13 protein-coding genes are annotated in these 13,023 nt (G+C 37.4%); 7 read left to right on the top strand and 6 right to left on the bottom strand.

All coding sequences use genetic code 11. The features are described from left to right. Positions 1-8: 8 nt before the first annotated feature. Positions 9-458, bottom strand: coding sequence for a universal stress protein (locus ACFSFW_RS13745; RefSeq protein WP_099362171.1), 450 nt, complete (start codon positions 456-458; stop codon positions 9-11). Positions 459-670: 212 nt separating this feature from the next. On the opposite strand from ACFSFW_RS13745, the gene ald reads away from it, so the two are divergent. Continuing rightward, positions 671-1,792: an alanine dehydrogenase gene (gene ald / locus ACFSFW_RS13740; protein WP_304219175.1), complete on the top strand. Its 1,122-nt coding sequence runs from the start codon at positions 671-673 to the stop codon at positions 1,790-1,792. 137 nt (positions 1,793-1,929) lie between these two features. After that, positions 1,930-2,667, top strand: coding sequence for a hypothetical protein (locus ACFSFW_RS13735; RefSeq protein WP_388039097.1), 738 nt, complete (start codon positions 1,930-1,932; stop codon positions 2,665-2,667). A 54-nt stretch (positions 2,668-2,721) separates the two neighbouring features. Here ACFSFW_RS13735 and ACFSFW_RS13730 read toward each other — a convergent pair whose 3' ends face one another. Then, a complete protein-coding gene (locus ACFSFW_RS13730) occupies positions 2,722-3,816 on the bottom strand; it encodes a M24 family metallopeptidase (protein WP_304219171.1) in 1,095 nt (364 codons plus the stop codon). A gap of 216 nt (positions 3,817-4,032) precedes the next feature. Here ACFSFW_RS13730 and ACFSFW_RS13725 point away from each other — a divergent pair, with 216 nt between their 5' ends. The 3 genes from ACFSFW_RS13725 (at position 4,033) to ACFSFW_RS13715 (ending at position 6,648) form a co-directional block, all read left to right on the top strand. Next, complete coding sequence (locus ACFSFW_RS13725) at positions 4,033-4,716, top strand: metal-dependent hydrolase (RefSeq protein ID WP_304219169.1); 684 nt, start codon at positions 4,033-4,035, stop codon at positions 4,714-4,716. Positions 4,717-4,799: 83 nt separating this feature from the next. Next, positions 4,800-5,042, top strand: a complete 243-nt coding sequence (locus tag ACFSFW_RS13720) for a hypothetical protein (RefSeq protein ID WP_388039095.1) — start codon at positions 4,800-4,802, stop codon at positions 5,040-5,042. 295 nt (positions 5,043-5,337) lie between these two features. Then, positions 5,338-6,648: a CBS domain-containing protein gene (locus ACFSFW_RS13715; protein ID WP_304219167.1), complete on the top strand. Its 1,311-nt coding sequence runs from the start codon at positions 5,338-5,340 to the stop codon at positions 6,646-6,648. A gap of 52 nt (positions 6,649-6,700) precedes the next feature. Here the strand turns inward: ACFSFW_RS13715 and ACFSFW_RS13710 are convergent, their stop codons facing one another. After that, positions 6,701-7,000, bottom strand: coding sequence for a YtpI family protein (locus ACFSFW_RS13710; RefSeq protein ID WP_099352003.1), 300 nt, complete (start codon positions 6,998-7,000; stop codon positions 6,701-6,703). Between the two features lie 117 nt (positions 7,001-7,117). Between ACFSFW_RS13710 and ACFSFW_RS13705 the strand changes: the two genes are divergently transcribed. Further along, a complete protein-coding gene (locus ACFSFW_RS13705) occupies positions 7,118-8,059 on the top strand; it encodes a DHH family phosphoesterase (RefSeq protein ID WP_388039093.1) in 942 nt (313 codons plus the stop codon). Positions 8,060-8,094: 35 nt separating this feature from the next. Here ACFSFW_RS13705 and ACFSFW_RS13700 read toward each other — a convergent pair whose 3' ends face one another. From ACFSFW_RS13700 to ytrH, 3 genes are all read right to left on the bottom strand, one after another. Next, positions 8,095-8,283: a YtzJ family protein gene (locus tag ACFSFW_RS13700; RefSeq protein WP_099352005.1), complete on the bottom strand. Its 189-nt coding sequence runs from the start codon at positions 8,281-8,283 to the stop codon at positions 8,095-8,097. 145 nt (positions 8,284-8,428) lie between these two features. Next, a complete protein-coding gene (ytrI, locus tag ACFSFW_RS13695; RefSeq protein ID WP_388039091.1) occupies positions 8,429-8,959 on the bottom strand; it encodes a sporulation membrane protein YtrI in 531 nt (176 codons plus the stop codon). Then, entirely contained in the window at positions 8,932-9,270 is a 339-nt protein-coding gene (gene ytrH, locus ACFSFW_RS13690; protein WP_099362160.1) for a sporulation membrane protein YtrH, read from the bottom strand. The genes ytrI and ytrH overlap by 28 nt, the downstream gene beginning before the upstream one ends. Positions 9,271-9,439: 169 nt before the next feature. Here ytrH and dnaE point away from each other — a divergent pair, with 169 nt between their 5' ends. Next, positions 9,440-12,811: a DNA polymerase III subunit alpha gene (gene dnaE / locus ACFSFW_RS13685; protein ID WP_388039089.1), complete on the top strand. Its 3,372-nt coding sequence runs from the start codon at positions 9,440-9,442 to the stop codon at positions 12,809-12,811. The last annotated feature ends 212 nt before the right edge of the window (positions 12,812-13,023 follow it).

Raw genomic sequence — 13,023 nt, 5'->3', positions numbered from 1 at the left:
TTTATATATTAAAGATCTTTCTCTGTTCGTACAACCATAACATCACATTTTGCATAACGTGTAATATTTTCAGACACACTGCCTAATAGGAAACGCTCGACAGCATTTAAACCAGTTGCACCACATATGATTAAATCAATATCATGTTTTGGTGCAATTTCTTTTGCGATTTTTATTTTAGGTGAACCGAATTCTAATATTGTTTCAATCTCATCAATACCAGCTTCACTTGCCACTTCCTTATATTGGTTAAGTAATTCTTTTCCGTATTGCTCTGATTGTTCTGTTAAATTGTACTGATAAGCTCCAATCGTTGCAAACTGCTTTAAGTCGATCACATGGGTAATACTAAGCGTTGCATGATATCGCTTACAAACATCGATTGCTTTCTTAAAAGCCCATTCCGCTTCCTTTGAACCATCAACAGCTACAAGAACTTTTTTATAGGTAACTAGCATTTTTTTAGCCCCCTAAAATATGAGATTGTCTTTCTACTATTATTATAGCACTGTCAAAACACTTGAATATGATACATAATTGTATAAAATTTGAACTTTTCCTTGATTATTAGGAAGAAAAATACTATTATGTAAGTGTTTTCATTGTTGTTAGAATCGTATTTTAAGTTCAAGTAAGTAATCTATTGAAAATGAGATGAGGAGTGTTTTTCATGCGAATTGGGGTACCTCGGGAGATAAAAAATAACGAAAACCGTGTTGCAATGACTCCGGCAGGTGTTGTGAATCTTGTAGGCTTCGGTCATGAAGTGTATATTGAGACCAATGCGGGGGACGGATCAGGTTTTACGGATGAACAATATGCTAGTGCAGGGGCTACCATTGTTAGTACTGCAAGTGAGGCATGGCAGGTGGACATGGTTATGAAAGTAAAAGAGCCACTTCCAGAGGAATATCAATATTTCCGTGAAGGCTTACTCTTATTTACATATTTACATTTAGCTGCAGAGCCTGAATTAACGAAAGCTTTAGTTGAGAACAAAGTGATTGGGCTGGCATATGAAACTGTACAGCTCCAAAACCGTTCACTACCATTGCTAACCCCAATGAGTGAAGTTGCAGGAAGAATGGCGACTCAGATTGGCGCGCAATTTTTAGAAAAGCCACATGGTGGAAAAGGGATTTTACTAGCTGGTGTGCCAGGCGTTCATCGTGGTAAAGTAACGGTTATTGGTGGAGGAGTTGCAGGGACGAATGCAGCTAAAATGGCAATTGGTCTAGGTGCTCAAGTAACAATGATTGATTTAAATCCGGAGCGACTTCGCCAGCTTGATGATATTTTCGGAGCGGATGTAACTACACTAATGTCAAATCCGCTTAATATAGCGGAAGCGGTGGAGGAATCAGATCTTGTAATCGGTGCAGTCCTCATTCCTGGGGCAAGAGCGCCAAAACTTGTAACGGAAGAAATGATTAGAACAATGGCACCAGGTTCTGTAGTCGTAGATATCGCGATTGACCAAGGAGGAATTTTTGAAACGACTGACCGAATTACAACCCATGATAATCCAACCTATGTCAAACATGGGGTCGTTCATTATGCTGTTGCGAACATGCCTGGAGCTGTACCACGTACATCAACTTTTGCACTGACAAATGTAACTGTTCCATATGCATTGTTAATTGCTAATAAGGGATTTAAACAAGCTTGCATCGAGAATGATGCGTTGTTTAAAGGGATTAATACTTTAGATGGATATGTTACCTACAAGGCAGTTGCAGAAGCACACGGAATTTCCTATTCAGATGCCAAAACACTCTTAGAAAACAGATGAATTTTTGGGGATACCTTTCCTTAGGTATCCCTTTTATGTCCTCGAATCATTGTCACCATTTTTTATGCATAAAAATAAGATAAAGAAAGTCTGAATGAAGACAAACGTCTAACTAACTCGTAAGGGAGTGCTGAAAAATGGGTTCATCAGTTTTTTATAATGAATCGTTAGGCCGATTTGTTCATCGACCAGCTACTTCTTCGCCAGATAATCCAAATCAACAAACTTATTATTCTAATTTTGTTTCTGAACATATTAAACAGCAGGAGAAATATAATGAGCTCGTTAAAGAGTACATCAAAAGCAATGAAGGGCTAATCAAGCAATTAGCAGAAGAACAAAAAGGACTGCAACGCCAGTTTTTTAAATCTGAACAAAATCAAATGGAGAAGAATGAAAAGTTCTCTAAAAAAATGACGGAACAGAAAAACTTATTGGAGGTATTTGTGAGCTTTATGAAGAAACAAGAAAAATATAATGAGACAGCGGCGAAGCAACAAGTAGAACATAAAGAACAGCTTGAAATTCTCCAAAAAATTGTTCAAAATCAAGAAATCTTTAACAATAAAGTTTCTGAAAATATGAACCTAGTGAAAAAGCAATTTGACCAAATTATAGCTTCTCTAAAAAATCATGAATTGAAAAATGAGACCATTGCGAAACACTTTGAGGATAATGACGAAAAAGACCAAGAAATTGCTGCCACCATCATGGAGCAAAAGGAATTATTTTTCAAGGTACTAAATGGTTTACAGGATAATAAAGAGCAATACGATATTTTATTTGATTATGTACGTAATCAGGATAATTTTAACCATAAGCTGTTTGAATACCTCTGCTCAAAATTTGAAGAGGAAAAAAATGCAGTGAATTAAGAAATGTGAAGGCTTCTAAAGTTCAAAAAGGACCGCTCAGGGTCCTTTTTGCATTTATTTTATGAGTAGTTCCTTAGGGAATTTTGTAAGTGTTTGGGCTCCATCAGCGGTGATAATCATATCATCTTCAATTCGAACTCCGCCAATTTCTGGAGCATAGATTCCTGGTTCAATTGTAAATACCATACCCTTTTGTAGGAGCATATCATTTGTTTCATTCATAGAAGGAAATTCATGAACATCAATTCCAAGTCCATGTCCAATTCGGTGGGTAAAATATTCACCATAGCCAGCATTGGATATAATGGTACGTGCTGCACGGTCGATATCGCCAATTCTTGTTCCTGGCTTACAAGTATCAACAGCTGCTAATTGGGCCTTTAACACAGTGTCATAAACCTCACGTTGTTGGTCTGAAACCTCTCCAAATGCGACTGTTCTAGTAATATCAGAGCAATAACCGTCAAGAACAACACCTAAATCGAAAAGTACAAAATCTCCTTTTTGAATGGTTTCAAGTCCTGGTTTTCCATGTGGAGCAGCAGTTTTTAAACCTGTTAATACCATTGTATCAAAGGACATTTGGCGAATTCCTTTTTTCTTTAATTCAAATTCAATTGTGGCAAGTACATCTAATTCTGACTTTCCTTGGGCAATTGCATGTACACCCACTTCTACTCCATAATCGGCAAGCTTTGCTGCGTCTTCAAGAATAGAAATCTCTTTCTCTTCTTTAATCATCCGTAAAGTATGTAATTTTTCCTCAGCTGAAACGAAAGATGTGGATGGGAATAATTTTTGAATTTGTTCAAAACGATCAACAGTTAAATGTTCTTTTTCAAGAGCTAATGATGAGATCGTAATGTTTCGTTTTGAGAGTGAATGTTGGATGAGTTCCCAAGGATTATCGGTATCACTATATCCAATGATTTCGTACTCCCAGCCAGCATTACGTGCCTGGGCAAGCTCCATGTTTGGACAAATCAAGATGGGCTCTTCCTGTTGAAAAACGAATAAACCAAGAAGTCTTTCGTGTGGTTCGGTATAAAAGTTTGTTAAATAAAATACGTTTGGAGTAGACGTAATAAAACTACATGTAATGTCCTTTTCTGTTAACCAACTAGAAAGTTGTTGTAATCGTTGATTCATTCATAACACTTCCTTTTTAATAATAAGGGACACTGTTTATTTTAGCACTTTGTGGTTTGAAGCGGAAGGTGTGAGCCTTTTTGTGATTATAGTATTCATTTATGGAGTAGGGTTTGATTTACGTAGGAAAAGGGTATAAAAAAGAAGGAAAGTAAGCATTTAAAAAGAAGTACTATATTAAGGTTTCTATATACAATTATTGAAGGGGAGATACATATGAAAGTATCCTATCATGGTCATTCTGTTGTAAAAATTGAAACAGGTGGAAAAACGATCATCATTGACCCATTTATCACTGGAAATCCTACTACAGATTTAAAAGCATCTGAAGAAAAAGTGGATGTCATTTTACTTACACATGGTCACGGAGATCATGTTGGAGACACTGTAGACCTTGCTAAGCGCAACTCAAGTCTTGTGGTAGCTCCAAATGAACTTGCGGTCTATTTAGGCTGGCAAGGCTTGAATGTACATCCGATGCATATTGGTGGTGCCCATCAGTTTGATTTTGGGAAGGTAAAGTTTACCCTAGCTTTCCATGGTTCAAGTGTCGAAATTCCTGAAAAACAGGAATTTGTTTACACAGGTATGCCAGGTGGCATCTTATTTAGTGCTGAAGGAAAAACAATCTACCATGCAGGAGATACCGCATTATTTTACGATATGAAATTGATTGGTGAACTTAATGAGATCGATGTTGCCTTTCTGCCAATTGGGGATAATTTCACGATGGGACCAGATGATGCACTCATTGCAGCAGAGTGGTTAAAAGCCAAAACTGTCGTGCCGATTCACTATAATACGTTCCCAGTGATTAAGCAGGATGCGGCCGATTTTGTCTCAAGACTTACATCGGCTGAGGGCAAGGTATTAACAGCAGGTGACGCAATTGAATTGTAAAACGAACAAAGGCGTGAGGAATCACGTCTTTTTTTTATGCTTGCTTCATAGAATGATACAAGCATAGGTAAGGAGGTAAAAGGATGCATAATAGATTGTTACTATGTTTATTGCTTTGTGGTGTCTTACTTTATTACGGTGTTCCAAGACTATCAATCGGAGCGGAAGGATTAGAAGGAGTATTCGCTCTTTCATGGCTAGTTTTTGCCTTGATTGTAGTGAGTGGAAACCTTATTGGGTTATTATATAACCCGAAGTCTGCTCAGAAAACGACAAGTCCACAAGCAACCACTGCAAAACGTCGACAAAGAATGCGGAATTACTAGTATAGTCATAACTAATAAAATTGAATAAACCTTACTTCACCCGTATAATAAGATATAACTTTATTCATCAGAAATTCTCTACTTTTATTAGTGGGAATGAATGCAGTAAAAGTAACTAAATTCAGTATGGGAACAAACTTTGGCTGAATAAAGTTACTGCCTCCGGTGGATGCCACAGATTTTCAGAGGAAACTTTTCGAGCAAGCTCGAAAAAATCTGGGCGCAAATACGCCAAGGCGCATTTGATAGAATTTAACGGAACTAGACAAAGAATGATTATTAGAGGGTGAAGAGCTTGGCGACAAAGCATGAGCAAATTTTACAGTATATTGACACACTTCCGATTGGTGAGAAAATTTCAGTTCGACAAATTGCAAAGGATATGAAAGTGAGCGAAGGAACGGCTTATCGTGCCATAAAAGATGCGGAAAATAAAGGATATGTGAGTACTATTGAACGTGTCGGAACCATTCGTATTGAACGAAAAAAGAAAGAAAACTTCGAAAAGCTAACCTTTGCTGAGGTTGTCAATATAGTTGATGGACAAGTGCTTGGGGGAAAAGCGGGGCTGCATAAAACACTCAATAAATTTGTTATCGGTGCTATGAAGCTTGAGGCAATGATGCGTTATACAGGTGCTGGAAACCTATTAATTGTTGGTAACCGGACAAAGGCCCATGAGTATGCATTAAATGCAGGAGCTGCCGTTTTAATTACCGGTGGTTTTGACACAGAAGATGAAGTGAAAAAGCTCGCAGATGAGCTGCAACTTCCAATTATTTCGAGTAGTTACGATACTTTTACGGTTGCAACTATGATCAACCGTGCTATCTATGACCAACTCATAAAAAAAGAAATTGTCTTAGTTGAGGATATCTTAACGCCAAAAACCGAGACCGTAAGCCTTCATACCTCAGATAAAGTAGAGAAATGGTACGAACATAATACCGAAACAGGTCATGGTCGCTATCCTGTCGTTGATCATCAATCAAAAGTTGTTGGGATGGTAACAGCAAAGGACATTATGGGACAGGACCCAAATACGCTCATTGAAAAGGTGATGACCAAACAACCTATGACCGTTAATGGAAAAACATCGGTTGCATCTGTGTCACATATGATGGTGTGGGAAGGTATTGAAATGCTGCCGGTTGTGGATCAATCGAATCGTTTGCAAGGGATTATTAGTCGTCAGGACGTACTAAAGGCTATGCAAATGATTGGTCGTCAACCTCAAGTAGGAGAAACGATTGATGATATCGTGACAAATCAATTCGTGGATATTTCTGCTGATGGTGAAGCGATTTACCAATGTGAAGTAACCCCGCAAATGACAAACCACTTGGGCACTATTTCCTACGGAGTATTTACAACGATTGTCACGGAGGCAGCGAGTAGGGTGCTAAAATCCTTTAAAAAAGGAGATTTGGTTATCGAGAATATGACGGTTTACTTTATGAGACCTGTTCAAATTGATAGTCTAATGGAAATTCATCCAAGGGTTCTAGAGGTTGGAAGAAGGTTCGGTAAGGTTGATGTTGAAGTTTTCCATGGCGGAGTCGTTGTGGGAAAAGCAATGATGATGGCACAGCTAATTGAAAGATAAGGATAAGCACGAACAAAAAAAGACGCTATAACGCGTCTTTTTCTAGGTCTAATTAACTTTGTTGTTCAGCTTCTTTTAGTACATATGGAAGATAATGTTTATAAGCACGGAAGCCTGCCCAAATACTTCCACCACCAACTAGTATTAGGACTGTCCCAATTACATATGAGATCGTAGATGGATGAACGAAATACGTATTTAAACCAAATAGCGCAACAAAAAGTCCTAAGGCAATACTAGATTTCGCTGAGAGCCATTGTTTTTCAATTGGACGTCTTGTGCGGAAGTATTTTGTTTTATAATAAAAATAAAATACAAGTGCAAATATGATTAGAAAAACGAGAATTTGCATGAGAAGTTTCCTCCAGTTCTAGATTACTATACCTATTGTAACCAGAACCAATTCAAATTGCTAGTGAATAGAATGTGGAAACTTGGTGACGAAATGAACCGAAAAAGGAGAACTCTTATGATTCAATCTATTCTTAAAACAATAACTGACTTTGAGACGATCATCATTCATCGCCACGTACGACCAGACCCTGATGCCTATGGCTCACAGTGTGGTCTAGCAGAAATTCTAAAAGCATCCTACCCTACTAAAAAAGTATTTGTTGTAGGTGAGGATGAGCCCTCCTTACTTTTTCTAAAGGAAATGGACCAAATTCCGGATGAGATGTATGAAGAAGCATTAGTGATTGTCTGTGATACTGCAAACCAAGGTAGAATTTCAGACGTGCGTTATAATCGCGGGAAAAAATTAATTAAAATTGATCATCATCCGAATGAAGATCCATATGGAGACCTTTTATGGGTCGATACAAGTGCAAGCTCTTGCAGTGAATTGATCTACGAGCTTTACCTCCAAGGGAAGAATCAGGGATTAACTCTTTCAAAGGAAGCAGCGAGACTTCTTTTTGCTGGAATTGTAGGAGACACAGGTAGATTCTTGTTTCCTAGTACAAATCCAAAGACATTTACATATGTGGGAGAATTAATTGAATGTGGTTTTCAATTTCCAGATGTTTACGAGAATTTATATAAAACGAAGGAAAATGTAGCACGCCTTAGTGGTTATGTCCTTCAAAATTACAAAGTCACCGAAGATGGTGTAGGGTCTATGGTGATTTCAAATGAGATTCTGAAAGAATACAATGTATCGCCTACAGAAGCATCTCAATTGGTAAGTAACTTAGGAAATATTGAAAATATCAAAGCATGGGTGTTTTTCGTGGAGGAAAAAGATCAAATCCGTGTTCGCTTGCGTTCTAAGGGACCTGTGATAAACGGGGTAGCAAAAAAATATAACGGCGGTGGGCACCCACTTGCATCAGGGGCCACCATTTACTCGTGGCAAGAGGTCGAAAACGTTATCTCTGATTTAAGGAAGGTTTGCAATCAGGTTACCTAAAAAAAATAAAGTCGCTCCTTTTGCGTGCGACTTTATTAGCTATCTACCTTAACTGGGATGAACCATGAACCTAGATCGGTTACTTCTTCAAGAACATTGAGATCTAAGGCTTGAATTTCTTTTTTTAACGCATTTACAACTTCTGGGGATTCTGCATAAGCGGAGTACCCATTTTTGATTCTCGCCATTTTTTCATTTAATACTTTTCTCCGGTTAATATACATAAATTCCCTCCTTATGTGTTTTCTTTTATTTTATTGCAATTTCGCCTAAAAATGCTACATTATTTTTAAATTTTCTAAAAATTAATACAAATTTGTAACAAAATCTTCATTTTTCCAAAAAAAAAGCCTCCGGAAGGAAGCTATGTTAGTTGACTAGTTCTATATTTAATGAAATTTCAAGTGTTGTATCGACAAAGACTGTGTGTATTTTTAGCTTATATGTTTTGTCTCCCAATTCGTAATTCCTATTTTCAATCGTTCTAAACAGAAGGTCTTTGTTTTTCGATAAAGTTTGGATATCCTGTCCAATTAAAGTGTTAAGGTCTTCGATGACAGCGGTTTTCATATGATGGAGATCGAGTGAACTGAGTTCTACTTTTTTTCTGTTTGCAAACTCCACATTGAAATCTTGAATTTTTAGCTTGTTTTTATTTTCACTATTTAATTTTTTAATGTCATCAATTAGTATGTCTTTATCATCTTCTAAATTTTTTATTTTGCTTTCCTGCTTTGTGATTAATTGAATCTGGTCTTCCTGCAGTACCCCAAACTGAAATAAAAAGACAAACCAACTAATCAAGGCACCGATAACAACACCTGCGAAAAATCGTTGCCAGCCTGGTTTTTGATGATAAGGGGGGACTCTCATTATGAGATATGCTCCTGGGTGAACCATTCAATAATTCTCCATCCGAACTGTGCTCCACCCATTGCAGAAACAATCAGCAGAAATTGTTTAAAAACATCTTTCGTTTGACCTAAAAATATTCCTCTTTCAAAACTATAAAAAGCATCAAATGTTCCACCAATTGCAGCAACAAGTGCCCAAATCTTTAACTTGCTGGCAACCGAATAGATTTCAGATAAAGGCGCTTGACCCGAAATGAAGGCACCGAGACCTCCGATAAGGGAACCACCCAAAAGTACCCCAAGCGCAATAAAAAAACTATGAATAAATGCAGGCATAAACGCCTCTTTTACTTCCATGTGGACACCTTCTTTTAAATAATTGTAAGTTGCGGAAGCTTTTATTACATGTATATGGACAAACAACCCATTCTATGAGTTTTGTTTTGCTTGTTTCATAAATAGGTCTATAATTGAAGTATCAGATAGGTAAGGACGAAATTAATTAAATGAAAAAGGTGTGATTTGATTGCCTTTTGTTCATCTTCAGGTTCAAAGTGCTTATAGCCTCTTATCAAGTGCTGCAAAAGTTGAAGCCTTGGTTGAAAAAGCGAGCAGCTTAGGGTTTAAAGCATTGGCATTAACCGATGAAAACATAATGTATGGGGCGATAGCCTTTTATAAGCAATGCAGGAAACATGGGATTAAGCCGATTATTGGCATGACGGCTTCGGTGTTATCAGATGAGGGACAAGGTCATGACGTGGCTTATCCTGTAGTATTACTTGCAAAAAACAATAAAGGTTATCAAAATCTATTAAAAATTAGTAGCGCTATTCAAACGAGATCGAAGGTTGGAATTCCAAGAAGATGGCTATCGCAATATCGTGAGGGAATAATTGGGATTTCTCCTGGTCGTGAAGGAGACATTGAACGAAGTATTAAGGATGGGCATTATGAGGAAGCTATTCGACGAGCAAATTCTTATAAACAAATCTTTGAACAGGATAGTTTTTACTTAGCGGTTCAAAATCATAACTTACGAGAAAATGTAGAAGTCAATCATAAACTATTCCAAATTGGAGCAGAACTAAACGTCCCATTGGTTGCTACAAACCAGGTTCAATACATCGAGCAAGGTGATTCATTTGCTCATGAATGCTTACTGTCGATTAAAAACAATACAAAACTATCAGATGAAAATCGAGTTGTTTTTCCAAGTAAGGAATATTATTTAAAGAGTCCATCACAAATGAGTGAGCTTTTTTCAGATACACCAGAGGTTCTTGAAAATACATTACGAATTGCTAAGCAATGTAATGTGGAAATTGAATTAGGGAAATTTGCATTACCTAAATATCCAGTTCCAAATGAAGAATCTGCAGAGGATTATTTATCACGAATATGTTTAAAAGGATTGCATGAAAGGTATCAAACTCCTATCGATGAACAGTTTGAACGACTTCAATATGAGCTTCAAGTAATCAAAAAAATGAATTTTAGTGATTACTTCTTAATTGTTTGGGATTTTATGAAGTATGCTCATGAAAATGGAATAGTGACTGGTCCAGGAAGGGGTTCTGCTGCCGGTTCTTTGGTGGCCTATGTTTTACATATTACAGATGTTGACCCACTCGAACATCAATTATTATTTGAACGATTTTTAAACCCAGAACGAATTTCTATGCCTGATATTGATATTGATTTCCCTGATAACCGACGTGACGAAATGATTGAGTATGTTTCAAAAAAATACGGCAGACTCCACGTTGCCCAAATTATCACGTTTGGAACATTAGCTGCAAGAGCTGCATTACGTGATGTTGGCAGAGTAATGGGGATTTCTCCCAAGGAGGCCGATTTTCTTGCCAAACAGGTTCCTAGCAAACTCGGAATTACACTTCAGCAAGCATACGAGGAATCGCAAGGGTTAAGGGACTATATTCAAAATATCGAAATTGGACGGAAAATCTTCGAAACAGCCAAAAAAATTGAAGGTCTTCCTAGACATACTTCTACACATGCGGCTGGTGTTGTGATAAGTGAACAGCCACTAACCGATTTAATTGCCATTCAAGAAGGCCATAATGAAATCTATTTAACGCAATTTCCGATGGAAGTGCTCGAAGAAATTGGTCTTTTAAAAATGGACTTCCTTGGACTACGAAATTTGACGCTGATTGATAATATCCACTCCTTGATTCAACGGGGCACTGGAAAGAAATTGGATCTTTCTAGAATATCAATGAATGATCAAAAAACATTTGCATTGCTAGGTAAAGGAGATACAACGGGGGTATTCCAACTGGAGTCAAGTGGAATGCGAAGTGTTCTCGTAAGGCTTCAGCCGAGTGATTTAGAGGATATTGTTGCTGTAAACGCGCTATATAGGCCAGGCCCAATGGAAAATATTCCACTCTATATTGCTAGGAAACATAAAAAAGAACCGGTTCAATATCCGCATCCAGACCTTGAACCCATACTTGAGAAGACATATGGTGTGATTGTGTATCAAGAGCAAATTATGCAGATTGCTTCTAAAATGGCTGGTTTTAGCCTAGGAGAGGCTGATTTATTGAGAAGAGCCGTAAGTAAAAAGAAAAAAGAAGTACTAGATAAAGAAAGACAACATTTTGTGCAAGGTAGCTTAAAAAAAGGCTACACCGAACAAACAGCAAATGAAATTTATGATTTAATCGTCCGGTTTGCCAATTATGGGTTTAACCGAAGCCATGCTGTTGCTTACAGTATGATCGCGTATCAGCTTGCCTATTTAAAAGCTAACTATCCACTCTATTTTATGGCTTCATTACTGACAAGTGTAGTTGGCAATGACGACAAACTAAGTCAATATATACGAGAATCCAAACAAATAGGAATTTCCATTTTGCCCCCATCAATTAATAATAGCTACTATCCTTTTATTGTAGAGAAAAAGGCAATCCGCTTTAGTTTGGCGGGAATTAAGAGTGTAGGGGTTGCAGCCTTAAAGGAAATTATTGAGACGAGAAAAGTTAAGCCTTATTCAGACCTCTTTGATTTTTGTGTCCGAACATCGATGAGGAGTATTAATCGTCGTACAATAGAGGCGTTAATTTGTTCAGGAGCCTTTGATGAATTTGGGGAACACCGAGCGACTCTATTAGCCACTTTAGATGTTGCGATTGAACATGCCGAACTCGTCCGACCAAAAAATGATGAAAATCAAGTCGAGATGTTTTTTGAGGATGATTTTGGACTTAAACCAAAATATGTAGAGGTTGAACCATTTAAGGAAATGGAAAAACTTCGCTTTGAAAAGGATGCACTAGGCTTTTACTTATCAAGTCATCCAATTACTAGTTATTCGGCTTATCTAAAAAAGCACGGAGCAATCTCGATTTCGGAGGCTTCACATTATCTACATCAAAATGTCGTTGTAGGTGGATTCATCACAAAAGAAAGAACGATTCGTACAAAAAAAGGTGAGGTAATGGCCTTTTTGACAATTAGTGATGAAAGCGGGGAATTAGAAGGCGTTGCATTTCCAAGAACCTATACACAGTCGGCAAAGCTTTTAAAAAATGATGCTTTAGTTTTACTAAAGGGTAAGCTTGAAAGTCGAAATAATCAACTACAGCTTATCATTAACCAAGCTGAGGCCTTACCCGATAAAGTGGAGATGCCGGAAGATGAGAAGAAACTTTTTGTCAGAATGGAAAGAAAGGATCAAGCAGCTCAAGTGCTTGTGAACTTAAAAGAATTATTAAAGCAATATCCTGGGGATACCCCGGTGGTCCTGTATTATGAGGAAACACAAAAAACAATGCAGCTCCAACAAGAACTGTGGGTTAGTCCTAATCAAGAATTTTTATCCGAAATAAGAGAATTGATAGGACCTCAAAATGTGGTGATTCACTAATAAACCACTTTACATGAACAGCAATTATGTTATATTGTAATAGAAAAGCGAAGTGGCCATACCACTTATTTTTGATTAATTAGAAAATTCTATTTTGCTAGCTTTATTCATAATATGTTGGACAAGTTTTTAACTACCTAATTAGAATGACAAACAACTGGTGGGAAAATTGCTGCTACCAAGTTGTCTTTATAACAAGGAGTGAAATAGGG

This window comes from Ferdinandcohnia salidurans (assembly GCF_042680725.1).
GTDB classification, from domain to species: Bacteria; Bacillota; Bacilli; order Bacillales; family Bacillaceae_L; genus Ferdinandcohnia; species Ferdinandcohnia salidurans.
The sequence above is the reverse complement of the archived record's forward strand: the minus strand, read 5'-3'. Positions and strand labels throughout refer to the sequence as shown.

What these genes read in the sequence shown, in the direction of transcription:
- ytrH (WP_099362160.1), bottom strand. Translation starts at nt 9,270, where the DNA reads ATGGAAGTAAAAGAGGCGTTTATGCCTGCATTTATTCATAGTTTTTTT.
- ACFSFW_RS13725 (WP_304219169.1), top strand. Translation starts at nt 4,033, where the DNA reads ATGAAAGTATCCTATCATGGTCATTCTGTTGTAAAAATTGAAACAGGT.
- ACFSFW_RS13720 (WP_388039095.1), top strand. Translation starts at nt 4,800, where the DNA reads ATGCATAATAGATTGTTACTATGTTTATTGCTTTGTGGTGTCTTACTT.
- ACFSFW_RS13705 (WP_388039093.1), top strand. Translation starts at nt 7,118, where the DNA reads ATGATTCAATCTATTCTTAAAACAATAACTGACTTTGAGACGATCATC.
- ACFSFW_RS13745 (WP_099362171.1), bottom strand. Translation starts at nt 458, where the DNA reads ATGCTAGTTACCTATAAAAAAGTTCTTGTAGCTGTTGATGGTTCAAAG.
- ACFSFW_RS13730 (WP_304219171.1), bottom strand. Translation starts at nt 3,816, where the DNA reads ATGAATCAACGATTACAACAACTTTCTAGTTGGTTAACAGAAAAGGAC.
- ACFSFW_RS13700 (WP_099352005.1), bottom strand. Translation starts at nt 8,283, where the DNA reads ATGTATATTAACCGGAGAAAAGTATTAAATGAAAAAATGGCGAGAATC.
- ACFSFW_RS13735 (WP_388039097.1), top strand. Translation starts at nt 1,930, where the DNA reads ATGGGTTCATCAGTTTTTTATAATGAATCGTTAGGCCGATTTGTTCAT.
- ACFSFW_RS13710 (WP_099352003.1), bottom strand. Translation starts at nt 7,000, where the DNA reads ATGCAAATTCTCGTTTTTCTAATCATATTTGCACTTGTATTTTATTTT.
- ytrI (WP_388039091.1), bottom strand. Translation starts at nt 8,959, where the DNA reads ATGGTTCACCCAGGAGCATATCTCATAATGAGAGTCCCCCCTTATCAT.
- ald (WP_304219175.1), top strand. Translation starts at nt 671, where the DNA reads ATGCGAATTGGGGTACCTCGGGAGATAAAAAATAACGAAAACCGTGTT.